This window comes from Bacillus sp. AFS029533 (assembly GCF_002585125.1).
Taxonomy (GTDB): domain Bacteria; phylum Bacillota; class Bacilli; order Bacillales; family Bacillaceae_G; genus Gottfriedia; species Gottfriedia luciferensis_B.
Genome location: NZ_NUQC01000049.1, coordinates 1 through 19755 on the forward strand (window position 1 = coordinate 1; position 19755 = coordinate 19755).

Consider the following 19755-nt stretch of genomic DNA (forward strand, 5'->3'; position numbering starts at 1 on the left):
TGATAATTTCATCATTATTAAATGTTCATTTAATGTGCGTTTTCCCTATTGACCATTTTATATTTCAACACACTGAAAAAAAGAATCTTAATCAGATTCCTTTTTCGTTTCTATGGTAACTTGCTGTGTTATTAATGATCGTCCAGTACAATATTTCTGTTTCCATTCCCTGTTAACTGGGCTTCGAACGCGTCAATTATATGCAAAAATCGATCTGCTTCTCTAAATACATGGTCTGCTAGCAGTGGATGAATGATACTTTTAATTCTACAAGCTTCTATTAGGTCGCGAGCTGTTTTCTTAAAATCCCTAAGTGATTTTACCGATACTCGGTTTTCATCAAGGAATTGGTCAAGTATCGGAACAGTTTCCGATTGTGGTCTCATTGATTCTAAATCTACGGCTTGGTAGAGAAGTTGATCAAAATCATGGCTAAATTCCCTCGCTTGATCTACTAGTTTTCTTTCTGATGGATCTAATAAATGTCCGATAAATTTTGCATGGTCTGCCATAATTCTTAAAAAGAAAACATTTTCCTGAATAATTGCAGCAGGTAGCGGTTGGAGTTGACCATTATTTAATTCAGTCAACCGATTTGCAAAATAAGCCGCTTCCCTACTAGTATGATCAACTAATAAAGGAAAGTTATTTCCAGTTATTTTACAAGTAAGGAGTAAGTTAAGGATTTTCCGCTTATAGGCCCAAATCATCGAAGCAGCTTGATGAACCTCACTATTAAACTGTTTAATTTGCTGAGGATCCGTTTGAAGCGAAAATGATTGAGCTTTATTTCCTATTGCTTCAAAAACTTGATAAAATTGATCTGCTTCTTGTATTAACTCAGTATCATCACAATTAAAGCCTAATTTAAGAAATAGTGAATGCTCTTTCATAATCCTTGACCAAAACATAATCTCATCTAAAGAACGTGCTATAAATGCATCCGACAATCGGACCCCTCCTAACATAATTCATTTCACTTTCTAATATATTGATGAAAAAATGAATTATTACTGATACATCTTTCTTAAGTAGATTAGCTATTAGATTACTAAAAAAATATAAAAAAGCATTACCTCAATAGAAGTAATGCTAAAATATTTATTTGAAAACTAGAACTTTTTCACCAGCTTTTGCTGCAAATAAAGCAGCACTTGCTTCCGCCAGTCCGGCGCAGATAATTACGATATCATACAATATTAAAATCGCTCCTTTTTACATATAAGATTGATTTAAATACTGTAATCGTTATTCTGTCGTCGCCTTATTAATCCCTGTATGAATAGATTGCAAATTAATTAAAACCTGGGAAACTTGAGAGATCAGAATAATTAATCCATAAAAGTACAAACGCAATAATACCTAATAATAATATTGTAAAAGTTTGTTTAAACGAATCCTTCACACGGATATGTGATATTATTCCACCAATTGCCACGATTCCTAATAACAAACCACTCGCTGGAACCCAACTTTCTTCCCAAAATCCAATAATTAATCCAACTGCTCCAACCAATTCTACTAATCCAGTAATTACTCTGAACCATTGTGCTAATTTCAAGTGATTAAAACTTTCAACACTCGTTTTTGAACCAAAAAGTTTAGCCAACCCAGCAATTAAAAACATAAGAGCTAATAAAATTTGCAAGATAATTGATAAAATATCCATTTTTTATCACCCCTTTACTAATATATATGCAATTGAAAAAAGCACATATTACTACAAAAGTAAACTATTCAATCTAAAATTTGGATTAGAATGTTTATTAAAATCAGTAATAATGGGTAGCGGTTTCTTAATTAGTTACAGCAAGTATTTTTTTGAAAATACTGAAATATCTTGACACTTTTTAAGTGAATTGATATTGTTATTAAAAATATATATTTCTTATCCAGAGAGGTGGAGGGACTGGCCCTATGATACCTCAGCAACAGGTCTATTAAGATACTGTGCTAATTCCAGCGGGTGAAACTCCTGATAGATAAGACCACTCATTTTATTTGTCAGTAGCGCACTCTTTTTTAGAGTGCGTTTTTGTTTTCTCTGGATAGTATCAAAAGGAGATTAAAAATGGAAAACATCGATAGGCAAGAATTTCAAAGGAAAATGCAAGCGCGTCATTTAGTCATGCTATCACTTGGAGGGGTTATTGGAACTGGCTTATTCTTAAGTTCGGGTTACACGATTCAACAAGCTGGTCCATTTGGTACAATTCTATCCTATCTGATTGGTGCGCTAGTGGTTTATCTAGTCATGTTATGTTTAGGGGAGCTTTCCGTACATATGCCTGAAACGGGCGCATTTCATAGTTATGCAGCTAAATACATTGGACCGGGTACAGGATATACAATAGCCTGGTTATACTGGTTAACTTGGACTGTTGCTTTAGGTTCTGAATTTACAGCCGCAGGATTACTTATGGAGCGTTGGTTTCCATCGATTAATGTTTGGGTATGGAGTGCTCTTTTTGCCATTATGATCTTTGTATTAAACGTCCTTACGGTTAAGTTTTTCGCTGAAACTGAATTTTGGTTTTCATCGATAAAGGTTATAGCAATTGTGATCTTTATTATTTTAGGAGTAGCGGCAATGCTCGGGTTTCTTCCAATGACTCATTCAAAAACAGCCCCATTTTTTTCTAATTTAACAAGTGCAGGTTTATTTCCTAATGGTGCTACAGCCATTATAATGACCATGCTTGCGGTTAATTTTGCTTTTTCAGGAACAGAATTAATAGGCATTGCAGCCGGTGAAACAGCCAACCCGGAAAAAACGATACCGAAGGCCATTCGTACTACCCTGTGGAGATTGATTATCTTTTTTATAGGAACAATTATTGTTTTATCTGCTTTATTACCTATGTCGGATGCAGGGATATTAAAAAGCCCCTTTGTTGCTGTTCTAGAACGAATTGGGGTGCCCTATTCAGCCGACATAATGAATTTTGTTATCCTAACAGCCATTCTTTCTGCGGCAAACTCAGGTCTTTATGCCTCTTCTAGAATGCTTTGGTCACTTGCAAATAAGAATACAATATCACCGATTTTTGGAAAAATGACAAAGAAGGGTGTTCCAATCAATGCTGTTATTTTCTCAATGGTGGGTGGAGGTTTGGCGTTGCTCTCTAGTATTATAGCTCCAGATACTGTCTATATCGCACTAGTTTCAATTTCTGGTTTAGCCGTGGTTGTTGTTTGGATGAGTATTAGTGTTTCACAGTTCTTATTTCGCAGACAATTTTTAAAAGAAGGAAATTCTGAAAAGGATTTGATCTATCGTACACCATTATATCCATTGGTACCAATTTCTTCTTTTATCCTTTGCCTGGCTTCATGTATTGGAATTGCATTTGATCCAACACAGAGAATTGCGTTATATTGCGGCATACCGTTTATTTTGCTTTGCTATGGAAGTTATTATCTATCAAAATATCTTAAGAACAGGGGCGTAAATTATGTCGAACAAAATCAATCCAATTGAAGCTATTTTATCAGAATATTCCATAATGATTCTTGACGGAGCATTAGCTACAGAATTGGAGGCACATGGATGTAATTTGGACGATCCCCTTTGGTCGGCACGCGTGTTATTAGAAAATCCCGAACTAATTTACCGAGTTCATTCAGACTATTTTCGTGCAGGAGCAGACTGTGCCATAACAGCAAGCTATCAAGCTACTATTAATGGTTTTTCCGCACGTGGAATACAAGAACAGGAAGCTTTGGAGTTAATCAGGAAAACTGTGCTACTTGCAAGAAGAGCAAGAGATGATTTTTGGAAGGAGAACAAGCAAAAGAATAGGCCTAAGCCATTGGTTGCTGCGTCAGTTGGACCGTATGGTGCTTACCTTGCGGATGGCTCAGAGTATATAGGCAACTATGGTGTATCAGATAAAACATTAGAAGACTTTCATCGTTCTAGAATATCAGCTTTGATTGAAGCTGGTGCAGATCTATTAGCATTCGAAACAATCCCTTCATTGCATGAAGCAATAGTTTTAGATAGATTATTGCGTGAGTTCCCAGAAACATATGCGTGGCTATCCTTTTCTTTAAAAAATGAAAAAGAGATTAGTGAAGGTACGAAGCTTGCTGAGTGTGCAAGAGTTTTTGAAAAAAGTGAGCAAATTGTGGCAATAGGCATCAATTGTGCACCAGTAACTGTTGTAACTGGTGCCATCCAGGAATTGAGAGAAAATACGAAAAAGCCAATTCTTGTTTATCCCAACTCTGGTGAAACTTATAACCCGGAAACAAAAACATGGCATGGGCATGAACAGTGTGGCACCTTGGGTATACAATCTGAAGAATGGTACCAATTAGGTGCACGTTTAATAGGTGGATGCTGCAGAACGACACCTCAACAAATTAAGGATATATCGAAAAAATGGCGCCATTCAGAGGTTTTCTAATTGCATAAAGCAAAGTAATAATTGAGGTTGATTACTTAATAAGCAAAATGATAGAACATTAAATTTTCATAGGCAATAGAATGATTAGAAGAAACTTATTAACAATTTTTACAAATAATTGTTAATAAGTTTACTTTTGTATAGTAAATCTATTTTTTATTAGAGTCCAAAATGTTGCTTTGCCAATTCCTTATATCTCATTTCATCAATATCCTCTTTCGTTACTACACCGTTAATCCATTGTGTAAAAGAAGTATTCGTTAAAGTTTTATTCCCCTCATTTGTCAGTTGAGTCATTAAAGGGTTTTTATTAAATGGGGATTCCTCGTGCTCAGCAATAATTGTTTGAATCTCATTAAATTCGGACACATCCGAAATGACATCGCATGAATCAAATGCATATCCAATTCTCCAAACGGGATCTTTATGTTTTAGTTTTAACATCAATACATAATCCCCGAATTCTGTGCCTTCTTTTTTAATTCGAAAATCTCCATTACTAGAAGTAATCATCTCACCGGAAAAGGGAACTGCTTTTAAAGGAAGATTGGCTCCAAATCCCGTATCAATTAAATATGATTCTTTATTTTGTGTTAATAGGATTGTCACATGTGTTCTTCCAAAAGTCGGATATTTTTGAGCTATATTGTCATAAACAACCCCTCTAACTAACCTCACGTTAAACCCATTTTCAAGAAGAAATAAATACAGTAATGAATTCAATTCATAGCAGAGACCACCTTCGTTTTTTACTAATAATTTACTAATTAAATTTTCTCGGTTGATCTCATTCGTTTTATTTCCTATAATACAAAGATTTTCAAAAGGTATATTTTTAGCTGTTTTTTCAAGAATGTCATTTAAATTATTAAAGTTAATCACTTCATTATTACGTAATCCGATTCTTTTTCGAAACAATAAATTAAGTTCGCTCATTAACGATTCCTCCTGTCACATCAAACTTTTAATTAATCATACCATTTAAGTTTATAAGCGAAAAAAAATAAGCTGCAAAAGCAACTTCATGCCGTCAAAAATTTAGATTGTCTCTTATAATCTTTTTTCAAAATAATATTGATTATACCCTTTTGGATGATTCTCAATTATTCCAAACACTTTAAAACCATGCTTTTTATAAAATTTTGGAGCTTGAAAACTAAAAGAATCTACTTTAATAAGGCGACATCCATTTTCGATTGCAAATTCTTCCATTTGATTGATTAGCTGACTACCAAAACCTTCATGTCTATATTCCTCTGACACCCATAAGAAGTCGATAGATAAATGGTGCCAATACATCCTTCCTGTAATTCCACCTACTATTTCCTCTTGATCATTTCGAACGACAAAGCTTATATTTTCCGACGGTGCTTTCCTCTCATCAGGAAGGTTTTTAGTATTAAATTCAATTAATTTCTTTCTAATATAATCACTATCCTCTTGTACCCATTGTTTTACTATTTTCATTTTTATTTCTCCTACTTTTATATTCGACTTATAGCATTTCTTAATTAATAGTACATTCTCTAAATAACGCTATTTTCCTTTTAATATCATTCTTAACCAAGAAACTAACTGAATAAGTTATAAATAAAAAAACCTTCAATAATAAGAAGGTTTTAATTTAAATCTTATGGTATAATTTTCCAAAAGGAGTGAAATCAATATGGATAACGTGCTTCTTCCTCTATTTTCAATCCTACCGATTTTGTTTTACTTAGCACCTTTTGTTTTTATGGTTTGGTTTCTATTAAAATTCCTAAAAATTCAACAAGAGAAAAATCAAATTCTTAAAAATATTTCAGATAAACTGGATCACTTAAATAACAATCATTCAGAAACCTGAAAGAGCATATGTCTCTTTCTTTTTTATTTTTTAGAGACTGGTATCCATATTTCGCTCTTAAAAGTTGGTGATGTAATATCTTTCTGTTCATTCCACAATATTTCGGGACCTTCTACTTGATGGTAATCAGAAGATGGAAACCATTCTGAATAAATTCGTCCCCACACTTCTTGCAATGCATCTGGAAATTTTCCAATCGCTTCGAAAACTGCCCATGTAGACGCAGAAACTTCAAGTTGAATGAATTCATTTGGACAGTCTTTTGTAGTGGCAACACCAATATAATGATCAAGCTCTCCTTTTTCTTCCATTCTACCTTCAGAAAAATTTGTTGATGCACTTATTATGCCATTCGGTTCAACATTGGAGAGTTCTTTTAGTTTAGTTATTTTTTCCATTGTTAAAGTTTTCCACATCGATGCAATTTCCGGATTAACTCCATTAAAAATAATCGGAACTCTCTTTTTTATCCCTACAATTCGAAATGCTTCTTTTTCTTCAATACGATAGTTCATTTCAGTTCCCCCTTTAATTGATAATTGGAAGGTCATTCGTGGAAATGCTTTTAGCGAATTGCCGTTATTTCTAGCTTCTGACGGAGTAATTCCATGCAAGTTTTGAAAGGCTCTCGTAAAAGAATCCGGAGAATTGTATCCGTATTTTAATGCAATATCAATTATTTTCTTGTTATGATCTTTCAGTTCAAATGCTGCAACGGTAAGACGGCGGCGACGTATATACTCTGAAAGAGAAATTCCTGCAAGAAACGAAAACATTCTTTTAAAATGATACTCAGAACAAAAAGCCCGTCTAGAAAGCTCTTTATAGTCGATCTCACTTGTCAGATTTTCTTCAATATATATTAGTGCATCATTCATATTTTTTAACAAATCCATTTTATAACCTCCTTCATCAATAGAATAACAGGAACGAAATTAGCCAACCCGACATTTCTTGCTAAATAATGCAGGGTATTATTATTAAAGGGAGCCACATTAAGTAGCTCCCAAAAATAATAGCTTTTTACATCGATAATTTAAAATCTTCTTTTACATTCAATTTCTTATTAACTTTAACATAAACCAAAATAGCATTAAGTAGCAATAATGCACTTGTAACAAAAAATACGTATTTCACACCTAAATATGCTCCAATTTGCCCACCTAAAATGGAACCGACAAATACGCCTAAATATCCAGCTGACATATTAAATCCAAATACTCGACCGGTAATGGCATCTGGTGTAATTCGCTTAACTAATGTATTAATAGACGGGGTTAAGCCCGCTGTTGCTAAACCTAAAATAAATCGGAGTCCCATCAATTCCCAAGCGTTTTTTACAAATGCTTGTGGAATAACCATCAGACCTGAAACAATCAGTGCAACGAATATAACTTTATGTGGACCAATTCGGTCTGAAATTTTACCTAATCTCGGAGCAGCAATAATGCTTGCCAATCCTGATGCTGAAAATGCCATACCCGCTAACAATGCAACATGTGTAGAATGAGCTGATAGCTGAGAAATGTAAACAGTAATAACTGGTTCAATCGAATAAAGCGCTATTGTTAAAACAAAAAAAGTAATGAACATTGTGATCATTAAGCTTTTATCCGGAATAATACTCCATATCTCCTTAAACTTAAGCACTTTTTTATCTTGGCGAGTAAATGATTCTTTTACAAATAATGCAGTTGTAATAAACGCAACCATCATGAGTCCACCTGTTAAAAAAAACACATTTTGTAAACCTACAGTCTCTCCAATATAACCTCCAACCATCGGACCAAGTAATGAACCTGCTATACTTGCAGTTGAAAGTGTACCTAATGCCGATCCCGCATGCTCTTTATCTGTTTGCGTTGCGATTAAAGTTGTACAAGCTGTACCGTAACCGGTAATGACACCTTGTAAAAGTCTTAAACCAATTAAAATATAGACATTATGTGCGAAACCCATACAAAAAATAATAATTGACATACCAAGGCTTGCTCTTAGCAGCATTGGTTTTCGTCCAAACTTATCCGCTGCCAAACCCCAAATAGGAGAAAAAATAGCTGAAATAATAAAAGTTACCCCAAAAGCAATCCCTGAAAATTGACTAATTAATGCAGAATTATGAACACCAAGTTTATCAATATATAGGGGTAATACTGGACCAAGTTGGCTCATCCCAATACTTGTTACAAACATTCCAAACCAACAAACAATTAAATTCCTTTTCCACAATAACATCATTTCCCCCTCCTTTTTGATAAAAATAAAATCAATATAAAAAGTCTCGAAAATGAGACAAATAAAAAATAACAATAAGTTTTAATATACACATAACACTAAACTATATTTTATAGTTTGTAAATTATATTATATAGTTTACTAATTATCATCAGAAGTGTTAAACTATTTTCAGTAATATAGTCTCTCTTTAAAAATACGTTGTATTTAGGTATTGTATCTTTAAGGACATAAGTTGATTGGCAGTGGAAATCAGCTTATTCTATAAAAACAATTTATCTAAACATGAGACGGGAGCAAAAAAATGGTTCAAAAAAGAAATTTAACAAAAGAAAAAATTATTGAAGTGGCTTTTTCATTGGCTAATGAAATCGGACTTAATCAAGTTACTTTTCCAAAAATTGCAGAGAAGCTGGATATTAAATATCCATCTTTATATAACCATTTTGCGAATATGGACGATTTAAAATTGAAAATGACGATTTCACTTTTAAATAAATTAAATTCTACTTTAATGCAACGATTAGTCGGTAAAAGTGGTGAACAAGCGATTAGAGAAATTGCTTATGTATACCGTGATTTTGCATTTGATAATCGAACTGGTTATGGACTTTTTATGAATATCCCGAGTACGGAAAATGATGATGTTAAACGACTTGCTAGGGAAACAACTGGAATTATTCATCAAATACTAAAGTTTTATATTACGGACCCTACTTTATTAATTCATCAAGGCCGAGCATTAAGAAGCATTTTACACGGATTTGTCTCGATGAATTTCCTTGGATATTTCCAACATCCTGTAAATGTAGATGACAGCTTTGACGTTATGATTGATGACTTTATTTCTTCTGTTTCAAAAACTCAAAAAGTAGAATAAGTTTGTAGCAACAAAAAATGTGAACACTAAACTAGGCAACTTTCTTTAGATGTCTAGTTTAGTGCTCACATAAGACAAAGGGAGGTGTGGTAAAGGCAATAAATGCTTTTACCATCTAAATGAAGATAGCAAAAGGTATTGAAACAATTGAATTAGAAATGAACTTTACTGGACAGTTAAATATTATTCATCCAACATTACTTTGGGATGAACAAGAAGTAATCTTAGTAGATACAGGAATGCCAGGGCAAACTGGGGAAATTCGTGAAGCGATAGAAAAAGCGGGATTGGAGTTTAACAAGCTGTCTAAAATTATTCTTACACATCAAGACATTGATCATATTGGGAGCCTTGCTGAGCTTTTAAAAACTGCTGATCAAGAACTTGAAGCGCTATCACATAAAGAAGACAAGCCATATATTGAAGGTGATAAAGCTTTAATTAAAGTAAATCCAGAACGAATTGCAAAAATGATCGAAACTGTCCCTGAAGAAATAGGAAAAAAAATAAAAGCAATCTATGATACACCACTAAATGCTAAAGTTAATACAACTTTATCTGAAGAAGAAGTTTTACCATATGCTGGTGGAATCACTGTGATCTTTACACCTGGACATACTCCTGGTCACATTTGTTTATATCATCAAAAAAGCAAGACATTAATTGCAGGTGATGCTGTTGTTGCAGCTGATGGTGTAATTATGGGTCCAAATCCAAATGCTACACCTGATATGGAAACGGCTCTATTGTCCATTAAAAAATTAACAAAATATGATATTGAAACAATCATTTGTTACCATGGCGGAGTTGTAAATGAAAATGTAAATGAACAGCTTTTAGCATTGGCTAACAATAATTAATATACTGTAATCAATTTGGGCACCAAATAAGGTGCCCTTTTTTGTATGTTTATTAAGCTTGTTTTTTACCATTTATAAATGAACATAAAATTAATACAATTAACATTCCTAAACATACAAAAATACTTAACCTGTTCTGTTCACTGAATGCAAATGCTACACAACTTACACCTAAAGCAATTACTGTAAATGATGTTATATATGGAAATCCCCATACTTTAAAGTGTGGCATCTTAGTATAAGTTTTACGAAGCTTTAATTGTGCTAAACAAATGCTGATCCATACTAATGATACTGTAAATCCCGGAATCGCCATTAAATATCCGAATACGCGATCTGGAGAAAAATAAGCTACAAAAGTGCCCCCAATTAAAATAATTGCACTTACAATAACCGTATAAACTGGTACACCATTTTTAGAAATTTTTGCAAAAGCTTTTGGAGCTTCACCTTCAGTTGCTAATGAATACATCATACGTGTACAACCATAAATCCCTGAATTTGCAGCTGATAAAACCGCCGTAATTAGAACAAAGTTCATAATATGAGCTGAACCTTGAAAACCTACTGTTGATAAAACTTGAACAAATGGACTTTCCTGATTGCCAATTTCATTCCATGGAATTAATCCGCAAATAATCAGAATTGGAAGCGTGTAGAATAAAACAATTCTCCAAATTACTCCTTTTATAACTTTTGGTATTACTTTTTCTGCGTCCTTTGTTTCTGTTAAAGTCAATCCAATTAGCTCTGAACCACCATAAGAAAAGATGACGATTAATAAAGCAGAAAATACTCCTGACCAACCGTGTGGGAAAAATCCCTTATGCTGAACATAATTTTGTACATAACCGCTATGATCACTTGGAATAATTCCAAATAAAATTCCAGCGCCTAACGCAATAAATAAAACAATCATTGTAATTTTAATTCCTGCAAACCAAAATTCTATTTCACCATATCGTTTCACATTCATAAAATTAACAGCGACAATAAAAATTGCACTAATAAAACTTAAAGACCATAACGACATTGAAGGAAACCAATATTGTAGAAAGCTACCAGCTGCGATGACTTCAATAACACAAACAACTAACCACATAAAACAGTACAACCAACCAATTACGAAAGAAACTCTTGTACCAAATGCTTTACGAATAAATCCTTTCATATTCAAACCTGGAAACGCAATAGCCATTTCTGCTATCGCACTCATTACAACAAGTAGTAATAATCCAGCAAACAAATATGAAAAAATTACTGCAGGTCCTGCAATCGATACAGTTTCTGATGTTCCTTTAAAAATACCAGTACCAATTGCTCCACCGAGTGCCATGAAACGGATATGTCTTGGTAGTAAATTTTTTTGTAATTCCATTTTCTATCTCCTCTTTCTAACTTGTAATTTTATAAAAAAAAATCGCCCCTGCCACTAACGACAGGGACGATTTTCACCGTGGTACCACCCTAATTGCAGAATTAAATCTGCCACTTGTTTTATTTAACGATCGATGACCGTCTTTTTCAAAGTAAATGTCGACCTTTACTTCGAAAAAGATGCTCTAGGATTGTAATTCATGCTTGTTTTTGTACTGATTCACACCATCCACCAGCTCTCTTAAACAGTGAAACAAACATTACTGTATTCCCTTCATTGCATTTTCTCTATTCAATTTTAAACTAATAAAAAAGTCCCTACTGATTGTATCAGTAGGGACGAATTATTCGCGGTACCACCCTAGTTGCAGAAGTATTCTGCCTCTTAAAAATTTGATAACGATCAAATTTGACCGTTTTTCCCTCAGTAAAGATAAAACTTTACTTCGAAAAAAATAGCTCCAGGACCGAAATTCATCCTTATCTTTGTACTGATTTCCACCAACCATCAGCTCTCTATTACATTGAGATAAGTACTACTTAAATTCCCTTCATTGCTTAAAACTATATTAATCTAATATTAGTAGCTTGATTCTTTTTTTAATATGTTTTGTATTATAGGGGTTATTTCATAATTCTGTCAACATCTTTTTATTTCATTTTGTATTCAACCACTATCCAAAAATGCTAGTTTAAATAGTTTGAAAGCTATGAAATTAATATAATATAATTAAGAAAAATGGAGGGGATCTAATCATGCTAAACATACGAAATGTAAGATTGGAAGATTTAACTGAACTGGTAAACATTGAGCATCTTTGTTTTTCAAAAGAAGAGGCAGCAACAAAACAGGCATTCGAAAAACGCATTAAATTAATTCCTGATAGTTTTTTTGTAGCTGAGGAAGATGGTAAATTAGTTGGTTTAGTAAACGGTCCGGTTATCAATGAGACTTTCATTACAGATGATTTATTTAGCGAAATTAAACAAAATCCTTCTACTGGTGGCCATCAAAGTATATTAGGCATAGCAGTTGCTCCACAAAACCAAAATAAAGGGATCGCATCAAAATTGCTTTCTCATATCGAAAAAGTTTCAAAAGAAAATAAGCGTGATTCAATAACTCTTACATGTAAAGAAAAATTAATTCAATTTTACGAAAACCATGGCTTCATCAATTTCGGTATTTCTAGCTCAACACATGGTGGAGTAAAATGGTATAACATGATTAAAAAACTGTAATAAGGCTTTCAATTTATCGCATCTAAAAAATTGATCATCATGACTATTAAAACAATATGCAGGATAATACAATAAAAACTACCAACATTTCATAATTAAATGTTGGTAGTTTTTTTGTCGTTGTAATTACAATACCATCCTACAATTTAGATAAAACCTCGTTTACATTTTCCCACTCATAAATTAGTAAATTTAGTTCAGTACCCGAAAATGTAATTTTATCAGTTTTCAATAGCTCAGCACCATAGTATTCATAGAAAAAGCGCGTTTTATTTTCTTCTAAAACTTCAACGAAAACCCGATTATACCCCCACTTTTGAAACTGAAGGAATAATAATTTCATTAATTGCTTTCCTACTCCTTTACCTTGATATTCCTCAAGAAGATAAATAGATGTTAAGTCACCAGACTGATTGACTTGATTCCTCTCTCTTTTTCCACAATCCGCAAAACCTATAATTTCCCCGTCATCATTTTCAGCAACAACTATATAATCCCCCTCTTTTGAAAGATTATGATTCCACAATTTTTCTCTTTGTTCATATGATAACTTCTCTAAAAACTCGTTAGGAATTATATTTCGATAAGTAGTTTTCCAACTATCAACGTGAACCTTAGCGATTCCTTTTGCATCTGACATTGTAGCTTTCCTTATAATCAAATCTTCCACCTCTCACCACTCTTTTAAAAATATATATACCTTCAACATGACGAAAAGTCCTTCAATTGATACTGATTTATCCCTTAAAGACAGATAACTTAGCAATTTCCTCATCAAATATATTAATATAGCTATTTATAAGTCTGTTTCTGGATTTTAATTGCAATTTTGCCAATTTTATTAGTGATTCTCAGTTTTTAATTGCGTTTTCACATTTTTATTTGCGATACCCGTTTTTTAATTGCGTTTTCACATTTTTATTTGCGATTTCACAGCAAAAAAGCACCCGTCAAAGGTGCTCATATTATCTTTTCCGATTATACTTCTCAAAAGAAATCGTCTGAACCTCATATTTCTTTCCGTTCCAAACATAAAAAAGCTTCAAATTTCCAATCGCTCCTCCGCCATCATTTGAAATCATTACGACAGCATCGGCAACTAGTTTTTTCTTCTCAACAATATAGTCTACTGGTACGTGGGTATATACACTATCGTCAGAAGACGTATCTTTAAACCCTAACGATTTCAAATTAACTTTATAAGTTTTTTGTTTAGTTGTTATGGTTACTATATCCCCTTTTTTCTCCATTTCTACAAGACGTTTAACGGCTTCAGGCACTGATTCAATTGGCACTTCCTTATATTCTTCACTTTGGTCTTCGTTAGTACTAATTTGCAATAAATGAATCGGATCATTGAAATTATCCAATACGATAATAACTTCATTTTGTTTATCTTTATTTAAATCTTCACTAAACATTTTCGTTCCATACTTCCCACTTTTCCATGTTGGAAAGTGATATAAAAATCCTTCATTTCCAATTTGAACGTCAAAATTTCGGTATTCTTTCCCATCTATTCGGTCAGCGATTAAATAGATATTTTCCTGCCACACATCACTTGGGATCCCATTCATCACTACTCGTTCCGCTTGTCGCGCACTTACGGATGAACAAGTAAAAAATGTAAAAGTACTGATTAAAACAATGATTAAACCTCGGTTCATCGAAACACCACCTTTACCATTAAATTGTCCTAATATGGAAAAAATAACCTTAAACTGAAGGATTTACCTATTCACCTTCTATACAAAAAAAAGAGAGCCGCATAAAGCAACTCTCTGTAAATTAAGAATTTATTCCAGCTGTATTTGCCTGTTCCTGCACTATTTCACCTTTAATTCTTCTTTCTAATGCAGGGGTAATTCGAACAAATATTAGAATACCGATTACACCTAAACTTGTTAAAAAGAACGATGTCGCGAAATTTGATAAGTATGCACTTAGTGAAACAGTTATCGAGCAAATAAACATCGCTAAATTAAATGTTAAACCTGCAACCGCCATATAGGAACTCCTTGTTTCATCAGCTGGTAAGTTAGCCATATAGTTTTGTTGAACTGGTACTCTTAATACTTCCGCAACTGTTGCGATGAACATTGCTATAAATAATAGCCAAATAGAGTTACTATATGAAATCACTGCATATCCGCCAACAAATGCAATACAACTCCAAATTAACGTTTTTCGATCATCCAATTTCCCTACTATTTTAGAAGCGAAAAGAGCCATTACGACTACTAATATCGTATTTTCTGTACGCAGAAAACCATTCATCTCGATTCCACCAAATGTCCAATTAAATAAATGTTGTGTGTGGAAATTATTCGCTAATCGTATACTTATATAATTTGTTAATTGAAATTCCATTGAAAGCACTAGCAAACCTGCCAATACATAAAGAATAAAGAGCTTATCTTGAAAAACGTCACGATAATTTGTTATCATTTTTTGAGCATGATGAGCAATCGTCTTTGTTTCCGTCTTTTCAGTAACTAAACTCTCTTCAACAAAGAACGTAATTAAGACCCATGTAACAAGTGACGCAACTGATAGTGCTAATAATAATTCAAATAAATGTGATTTAAATAAAAATCCTCCAAGCATACCACCAATCGCAATTGATAAATTGTTCGACCAGTACATGATTGAGTACATAAGCTTTCGTTCTTCTGGCTTACTCACATCTATTAACATTGCCTGGTTAGCTGGCCCTGCTAGTCCCCAACAAATACTATTCAAAGTCATCATAAAGAATGTAATAAGAGGTGATGAAAACCAAGGTGAATTACAAAGCATCATCGTAATAAACGCAAGTAACCGAATAGTTTCTGCAAACACCATCGTTTTTTTTCGGCCAAACTGATCCGAAAAATATCCCCCAAAAAAGTTCATAATAATTCCTATAAATACATTTACAAGCAAAAGTAATCCTGCTTGTTTTACCCCAAAATGCTTAGATAAATAAATCGCCATAAATGGAAAAATCATACTTCCAATTGACGAACTTAAGAACGATTCGAGTAATCGAATTTTTATATTTTTGTGAAAATTAAGTATCCCCATGCTCTTAAAACCTCTCTTTATCTATTGAATCCCCTTCGTTTTAAACTTGTACTAGATACATTCATTATTTGCATGAAAATTCCCCCTTTTTAAATTTTTCACTTAATTAGCATAGCAGTTATTTCCGATTATGCCAATATGCAACTCTAATACTTTCTCCCTATATAAATGAGAAAAATTGGAATTCCTAAAGCAAAGAAAATTGACTTGTTTAAAAAACTGTATGAGTATTTTTATGTAAAGCTCCCAGGTCATATAAAATAGCAGCGTCACTGTTTTCACACTACAATTCTTTTACCTTAAGGCCATCGAAGTTAAGCTAATCTATTCAATATAAATATTTAGTAAAAAATAACTAAATTTAAACTCGAATAAAACTACTTATTGAAATACGAAACTAATTAGACTATTATCTAATTAGACAATTATAAAAGTAGGTGTATATTAAGTGCAATTAAGTAAAATTGTAGATTTCCATAAAGCTTTAGGTGATCTTACTCGTGTACGCATTATTGCTTTACTTCAGCAAGGTCATTTAAGTGGGCAAGAAATTGCCAATAAATTAAGTCTTAAGCCACCAACAATTACCCATCATATGTCAAAGCTTAGAGAAGTTGGTCTGATTAAAGAGCGCCGAGATAAAAATACAATCTATTTCTCTCTAAATACTAAAATTTTAGAAATGAATGCCAAAGCAATTTTTACAGTAGGAACAGGAGGAGATGCCAATATGGAAATGTCAGTTACTGAAAGTGAACGTTCAAGCATTATCAATAATTTCTTTACTAAGGAAGGCAAACTTAAAATATATCCTGCTCAGCGAAAGAAAAAGCTTGTCGTTTTAGCGCATATGATTAAAGGCCTAGAATTTGGTAGAGTTTATCAAGAAAAAGAAATTAATGAATATTTAAAGGAATTTCATGAAGATTACGCTACATTGAGACGAGAGCTCATTATGTGTCAATATATGTATCGCGAAAATAATCAGTATGAATTAAATCCAGTTGAATTATGGTGGTTAAAATAATTCGGTAAAAAAGAAGAGAGAAAGTAGCATTTAAGGATAAAAAAATCTATGAAAAGAGCATAAAAAAAGAAAAAGAGATATTTTAAAATATCTCTTTTTCTAAATAATTATTTACTTGGATTTGTAGAAATATATTTCTTAACTACTTCCATTACATACCCCTGACAAGCATCAGCTGTAGTTGGATCATATTTACCGCCATTTGTTTTATTGTTTGATAATACGCGAATTCCTAAGAAAGCTACATTATATGCTTGAGAGATTTGAGCTGCAGCTGCGCCTTCCATTTCTTCTACTGAAGTTCCGTATTTAGTATGGAACCATTTAATGCGATCAACTTCATTGTTCCAAACGTCTGCAGATCCGATTGTACCTTCTACAACCTTACCTTTCGTATATTTATTTTTCACTGCATTTGCAGCTGCTAATAAATCTTTATTTCCTTCATAAAAACGTGGTTTTTCAGCATTTGGATCTTCACCTGCACTACCTTCTGAAGCCATTAAGTCCATTGGTTTCCATTGAGTAGCATCAATTCCTTGATTTTCGTCTTTCGTTTCTGTTTTTAAAGAACCAATATTCGTTGTATTTTTACCTAATACGATATCAAAAACATTTAAATTTGGGTCATGACCACCAGATGTTCCTTGGTTAATAATTGCGATTGGTTTATATTTTTCAATTGCAATCGCTGTAGCAGCAGCAGTGTTTTCCATACCTTTACCTGTTTTTGCTACAATAACTGGATAATTATCTAAAGTACCTTTGTAAAATACAAAACTACCTGATTTTTCAATTTTTACATTTTTTAGCTGACTTGCAAACTTTTCAGCCTCAATTGGCATCGGTCCTTCAATAATAATTGGTTTAAGATGTTTAGTTTTTGCTTCTGCAGTGTTCGATTTAAAGTTATAACCTACAGATACAGAGATTAATAGTGTAGAAATGATTCCTAATACACCGTATTTTTTTAACAATGTCTTTTCCCCCTTGATGGTGATCACACTCGATGTTTTAGTCAAAAAAAATGGTCTAAAAAGTAGAACAATCTCTACCTTCTAGACCACGAAAGTTAAAGTATAGATCAGCAATAAATAAAATTTAATGCTACCCATCATGATTGGTTACAAAAAATAAAACCAAGTATACTTTAACCCGTAGTCTAGTTCTTTCATTGGGAACCAGGTAGAAACGCTCAGACCATATTACTGAGCATATACGAGTAATGTTTATGAATGATTACACTGCTAATATATCAAACTTGAAATATATTTTCAATACAAAACATGAACTTTTTTTATAAAATAAACAATAATGTTCGTATTTTAAAAGGAATATTAGATTTAACTTATATAAAACAATGGTTATGTTATTTTTTTCTAAAAAAACCGAAATGAAATTTCATTTTTTAGAATTCGAATTTTATTGGTCTTAAAATTAGCTCCTCTAAAGTGTCTTTCGCATTTTTATGTTCATACAGAATTTCAAACAATGCGTTACAAATCGGTAGCTCAACATTATACTGTTCAGAAAGTTCCTTTAAAGCCTTAATTGTAGAAACCCCTTCCGCTAATTTATCGAACGGTTTACCTTCAACAAATGCCTGTCCAAACTTTCGATTATGACTATGCGCTGAAAAGAGTGTCGCCTCATAGTCTCCTAAATGACTTAAACCGTAAATTGTTAAATCATTTCCCCCCATGGCTCTTATTAAACGAGAAATTTCCCTAGTACCTCTAGCCATCAATGAGCCTTTTAAACTACTATATTTCAATCCATCTAGCATTCCTGCAGCTATTCCCATCACATTTTTTGTTGCAGCTCCAATTTCATTACCAATTAAATCTTGGCCGTAATAAAATCGGATTAACTCGCTGTTAAATGCTTTAGCAATCTGTTTTGTTACTTCAATATTCTCCGAACCAATAACCATACAATTTGGTATATTTCTTATAAAATCCTGTACATGGCCAGGTCCTACCCAAACAGCTACATTGCTATTTTTCCCAACCTCTTCACGAAAGACTTGTGTTAGCCTTTTTCCAGTAGTAGATTCTATGCCCTTCATACAGAGGATAAAAGTTTTACCATGTATTTCATCATATTGACTTAAGCGGTTTGCAAATGTTCTTAGCTCCTGGGCACTAATTGAGATAATAATGACTTCGGCAAAGGATAATGCACCTTCTAAAGAGCTCGTTAACTCAATTCCATCTGGTAGGCTTAAATAGTCATTTTTTCTTGTCAGATTTAAGCCATTAAAATTTCTAGAGTTTTCTCTTCCCCATAGCATGACATTATGGTCAACTCGATTAGCATACCAAGCTAAAAAAGTTCCCCACCTACCGCAGCCTAAGACAGATACATTCATACATTACTCTTCCTTCCAAAATTTATTATCGAGTAAAAGGACTAAACAAAAAACGGAGAAGAAGTCTAATTAGGTAACCTATTAGACTTCTTCGGATTGCTGAAAAATTAGTCTCTTAATTAAAGTTGGTTGTTACTGGTGCCTGTTATGAGGAACCTTTTTGATTCTTTTTGCTGTTTTACTTACTCATGAACCACTCATGAGTAACCTATTTACTTCTTTTTGCTGTTTGACTTACTCATGAACCACTCATGAGTAACCTATTTGCTTCTTTTTGCTGTTTTACTTACTCATGAACCACTCATGAGTAACCAATTTTCTTCTTTTTGCTGTTTTACTTACTCATGAACCACCCATGAGTAACCTTTTTGCTTCTTTCTGCTGTTTTACTTACTCATGAACCACCCATGAGTAACCTTTTTGCTTCTTTTTGCTGTTT

The 19755-nt window shown here is 33.1% G+C and carries 18 protein-coding genes, 1 pseudogene, 2 riboswitches and 2 other annotated features; of the genes and pseudogenes, 7 read left to right on the top strand and 12 right to left on the bottom strand.

Features of this window, described 5'->3' with window-relative positions; genetic code table 11:
• Positions 1-131 precede the first annotated feature (131 nt).
• Entirely contained in the window at positions 132-950 is an 819-nt protein-coding gene (locus tag COE53_RS20960; RefSeq protein WP_286143801.1) for a DUF2935 domain-containing protein, read from the bottom strand.
• Positions 951-1294: 344 nt separating this feature from the next.
• Positions 1295-1669 (bottom strand): DoxX family protein, encoded by a 375-nt coding sequence (locus tag COE53_RS20965; protein ID WP_069034660.1) that lies wholly within the window; start codon positions 1667-1669, stop codon positions 1295-1297.
• A gap of 216 nt (positions 1670-1885) precedes the next feature.
• A riboswitch (SAM riboswitch) is annotated at positions 1886-1989 on the top strand.
• Positions 1990-2071: 82 nt separating this feature from the next.
• Here COE53_RS20965 and mmuP point away from each other — a divergent pair.
• A complete protein-coding gene (mmuP, locus tag COE53_RS20970) occupies positions 2072-3481 on the top strand; it encodes an S-methylmethionine permease (protein ID WP_069034661.1) in 1410 nt (469 codons plus the stop codon).
• Positions 3456-4412 carry a homocysteine S-methyltransferase gene (mmuM, locus tag COE53_RS20975; RefSeq protein ID WP_069034662.1) on the top strand — a complete coding sequence of 319 codons (957 nt, stop codon included), beginning with the start codon at positions 3456-3458 and terminating at the stop codon, positions 4410-4412. Before mmuP ends, mmuM begins: the two co-directional genes overlap by 26 nt.
• 159 nt (positions 4413-4571) lie before the next feature.
• Here the strand turns inward: mmuM and COE53_RS20980 are convergent, their stop codons facing one another.
• Positions 4572-5348 carry an arylamine N-acetyltransferase family protein gene (locus tag COE53_RS20980; RefSeq protein ID WP_069034663.1) on the bottom strand — a complete coding sequence of 259 codons (777 nt, stop codon included), beginning with the start codon at positions 5346-5348 and terminating at the stop codon, positions 4572-4574.
• Between the two features lie 114 nt (positions 5349-5462).
• Positions 5463-5879, bottom strand: a complete 417-nt coding sequence (locus COE53_RS20985; RefSeq protein ID WP_069034664.1) for a GNAT family N-acetyltransferase — start codon at positions 5877-5879, stop codon at positions 5463-5465.
• Between the two features lie 199 nt (positions 5880-6078).
• Here COE53_RS20985 and COE53_RS20990 point away from each other — a divergent pair, with 199 nt between their 5' ends.
• Positions 6079-6258, top strand: a complete 180-nt coding sequence (locus COE53_RS20990; protein ID WP_069034665.1) for a hypothetical protein — start codon at positions 6079-6081, stop codon at positions 6256-6258.
• A 23-nt stretch (positions 6259-6281) separates the two neighbouring features.
• On the opposite strand, the gene COE53_RS20995 is transcribed toward COE53_RS20990, so the two are convergent.
• Together COE53_RS20995 and COE53_RS21000 are read right to left on the bottom strand one after the other, a co-directional pair.
• Positions 6282-7154: an AraC family transcriptional regulator gene (locus tag COE53_RS20995; RefSeq protein ID WP_069034666.1), complete on the bottom strand. Its 873-nt coding sequence runs from the start codon at positions 7152-7154 to the stop codon at positions 6282-6284.
• Positions 7155-7281: 127 nt separating this feature from the next.
• A complete protein-coding gene (locus COE53_RS21000; protein WP_098948667.1) occupies positions 7282-8493 on the bottom strand; it encodes a multidrug efflux MFS transporter in 1212 nt (403 codons plus the stop codon).
• A gap of 304 nt (positions 8494-8797) precedes the next feature.
• Here COE53_RS21000 and COE53_RS21005 point away from each other — a divergent pair, with 304 nt between their 5' ends.
• On the top strand, positions 8798-9373 hold the full coding sequence (locus COE53_RS21005; protein WP_069034668.1) for a TetR/AcrR family transcriptional regulator: 576 nt from the start codon (positions 8798-8800) through the stop codon (positions 9371-9373).
• A 119-nt stretch (positions 9374-9492) separates the two neighbouring features.
• Positions 9493-10233: an MBL fold metallo-hydrolase gene (locus COE53_RS21010; protein ID WP_098948668.1), complete on the top strand. Its 741-nt coding sequence runs from the start codon at positions 9493-9495 to the stop codon at positions 10231-10233.
• A 52-nt stretch (positions 10234-10285) separates the two neighbouring features.
• Here the strand turns inward: COE53_RS21010 and COE53_RS21015 are convergent, their stop codons facing one another.
• Positions 10286-11611: an amino acid permease gene (locus COE53_RS21015; protein WP_069034670.1), complete on the bottom strand. Its 1326-nt coding sequence runs from the start codon at positions 11609-11611 to the stop codon at positions 10286-10288.
• Between the two features lie 59 nt (positions 11612-11670).
• Positions 11671-11897 (bottom strand) — a binding site (T-box leader).
• A 45-nt stretch (positions 11898-11942) separates the two neighbouring features.
• Positions 11943-12174 (bottom strand) — a binding site (T-box leader).
• 192 nt (positions 12175-12366) lie between these two features.
• Between COE53_RS21015 and COE53_RS21020 the strand changes: the two genes are divergently transcribed.
• Positions 12367-12852 carry a GNAT family N-acetyltransferase gene (locus COE53_RS21020; RefSeq protein ID WP_098948669.1) on the top strand — a complete coding sequence of 162 codons (486 nt, stop codon included), beginning with the start codon at positions 12367-12369 and terminating at the stop codon, positions 12850-12852.
• A 139-nt stretch (positions 12853-12991) separates the two neighbouring features.
• Here COE53_RS21020 and COE53_RS21025 read toward each other — a convergent pair whose 3' ends face one another.
• The 3 genes from COE53_RS21025 to COE53_RS21035 form a co-directional block, all read right to left on the bottom strand.
• Complete coding sequence (locus COE53_RS21025; RefSeq protein WP_069034672.1) at positions 12992-13513, bottom strand: GNAT family N-acetyltransferase; 522 nt, start codon at positions 13511-13513, stop codon at positions 12992-12994.
• 304 nt (positions 13514-13817) lie between these two features.
• The gene (locus COE53_RS21030) at positions 13818-14519 is read right to left on the bottom strand and encodes a hypothetical protein (RefSeq protein ID WP_069034673.1); all 702 of its coding nucleotides are present in this window, start codon (positions 14517-14519) and stop codon (positions 13818-13820) included.
• A 121-nt stretch (positions 14520-14640) separates the two neighbouring features.
• On the bottom strand, positions 14641-15918 hold the full coding sequence (locus COE53_RS21035) for an MDR family MFS transporter (RefSeq protein ID WP_098948670.1): 1278 nt from the start codon (positions 15916-15918) through the stop codon (positions 14641-14643).
• A gap of 448 nt (positions 15919-16366) precedes the next feature.
• Here COE53_RS21035 and COE53_RS21040 point away from each other — a divergent pair, with 448 nt between their 5' ends.
• Complete coding sequence (locus COE53_RS21040; protein WP_098948671.1) at positions 16367-16945, top strand: DUF2087 domain-containing protein; 579 nt, start codon at positions 16367-16369, stop codon at positions 16943-16945.
• A gap of 107 nt (positions 16946-17052) precedes the next feature.
• On the opposite strand, the pseudogene COE53_RS21045 reads toward COE53_RS21040, so the two are convergent.
• Both COE53_RS21045 and COE53_RS21050 read right to left on the bottom strand, forming a co-directional pair.
• Positions 17053-17811 (bottom strand): annotated as a pseudogene (locus tag COE53_RS21045) (5'-methylthioadenosine/S-adenosylhomocysteine nucleosidase); the annotation flags it as partial.
• Between the two features lie 272 nt (positions 17812-18083).
• Positions 18084-18187, bottom strand: a riboswitch (purine riboswitch).
• Positions 18188-18353: 166 nt separating this feature from the next.
• Entirely contained in the window at positions 18354-19316 is a 963-nt protein-coding gene (locus COE53_RS21050) for an NAD(P)H-dependent glycerol-3-phosphate dehydrogenase (protein ID WP_069034676.1), read from the bottom strand.
• Positions 19317-19755 lie beyond the last annotated feature (439 nt).

Excerpts from the sequence above, each read along its gene's own strand:
- COE53_RS20965 (WP_069034660.1), bottom strand. The coding sequence starts at position 1,669 with ATGGATATTTTATCAATTATCTTGCAAATTTTATTAGCTCTTATGTTT.
- COE53_RS21050 (WP_069034676.1), bottom strand. The coding sequence starts at position 19,316 with ATGAATGTATCTGTCTTAGGCTGCGGTAGGTGGGGAACTTTTTTAGCT.
- mmuM (WP_069034662.1), top strand. The coding sequence starts at position 3,456 with ATGTCGAACAAAATCAATCCAATTGAAGCTATTTTATCAGAATATTCC.
- COE53_RS21010 (WP_098948668.1), top strand. The coding sequence starts at position 9,493 with ATGAAGATAGCAAAAGGTATTGAAACAATTGAATTAGAAATGAACTTT.
- COE53_RS20980 (WP_069034663.1), bottom strand. The coding sequence starts at position 5,348 with ATGAGCGAACTTAATTTATTGTTTCGAAAAAGAATCGGATTACGTAAT.
- COE53_RS21015 (WP_069034670.1), bottom strand. The coding sequence starts at position 11,611 with ATGGAATTACAAAAAAATTTACTACCAAGACATATCCGTTTCATGGCA.
- COE53_RS20995 (WP_069034666.1), bottom strand. The coding sequence starts at position 7,154 with ATGGATTTGTTAAAAAATATGAATGATGCACTAATATATATTGAAGAA.
- COE53_RS20990 (WP_069034665.1), top strand. The coding sequence starts at position 6,079 with ATGGATAACGTGCTTCTTCCTCTATTTTCAATCCTACCGATTTTGTTT.
- COE53_RS21020 (WP_098948669.1), top strand. The coding sequence starts at position 12,367 with ATGCTAAACATACGAAATGTAAGATTGGAAGATTTAACTGAACTGGTA.
- COE53_RS21035 (WP_098948670.1), bottom strand. The coding sequence starts at position 15,918 with ATGGGGATACTTAATTTTCACAAAAATATAAAAATTCGATTACTCGAA.
- mmuP (WP_069034661.1), top strand. The coding sequence starts at position 2,072 with ATGGAAAACATCGATAGGCAAGAATTTCAAAGGAAAATGCAAGCGCGT.
- COE53_RS20985 (WP_069034664.1), bottom strand. The coding sequence starts at position 5,879 with ATGAAAATAGTAAAACAATGGGTACAAGAGGATAGTGATTATATTAGA.
- COE53_RS21030 (WP_069034673.1), bottom strand. The coding sequence starts at position 14,519 with ATGAACCGAGGTTTAATCATTGTTTTAATCAGTACTTTTACATTTTTT.
- COE53_RS21005 (WP_069034668.1), top strand. The coding sequence starts at position 8,798 with ATGGTTCAAAAAAGAAATTTAACAAAAGAAAAAATTATTGAAGTGGCT.
- COE53_RS21000 (WP_098948667.1), bottom strand. The coding sequence starts at position 8,493 with ATGTTATTGTGGAAAAGGAATTTAATTGTTTGTTGGTTTGGAATGTTT.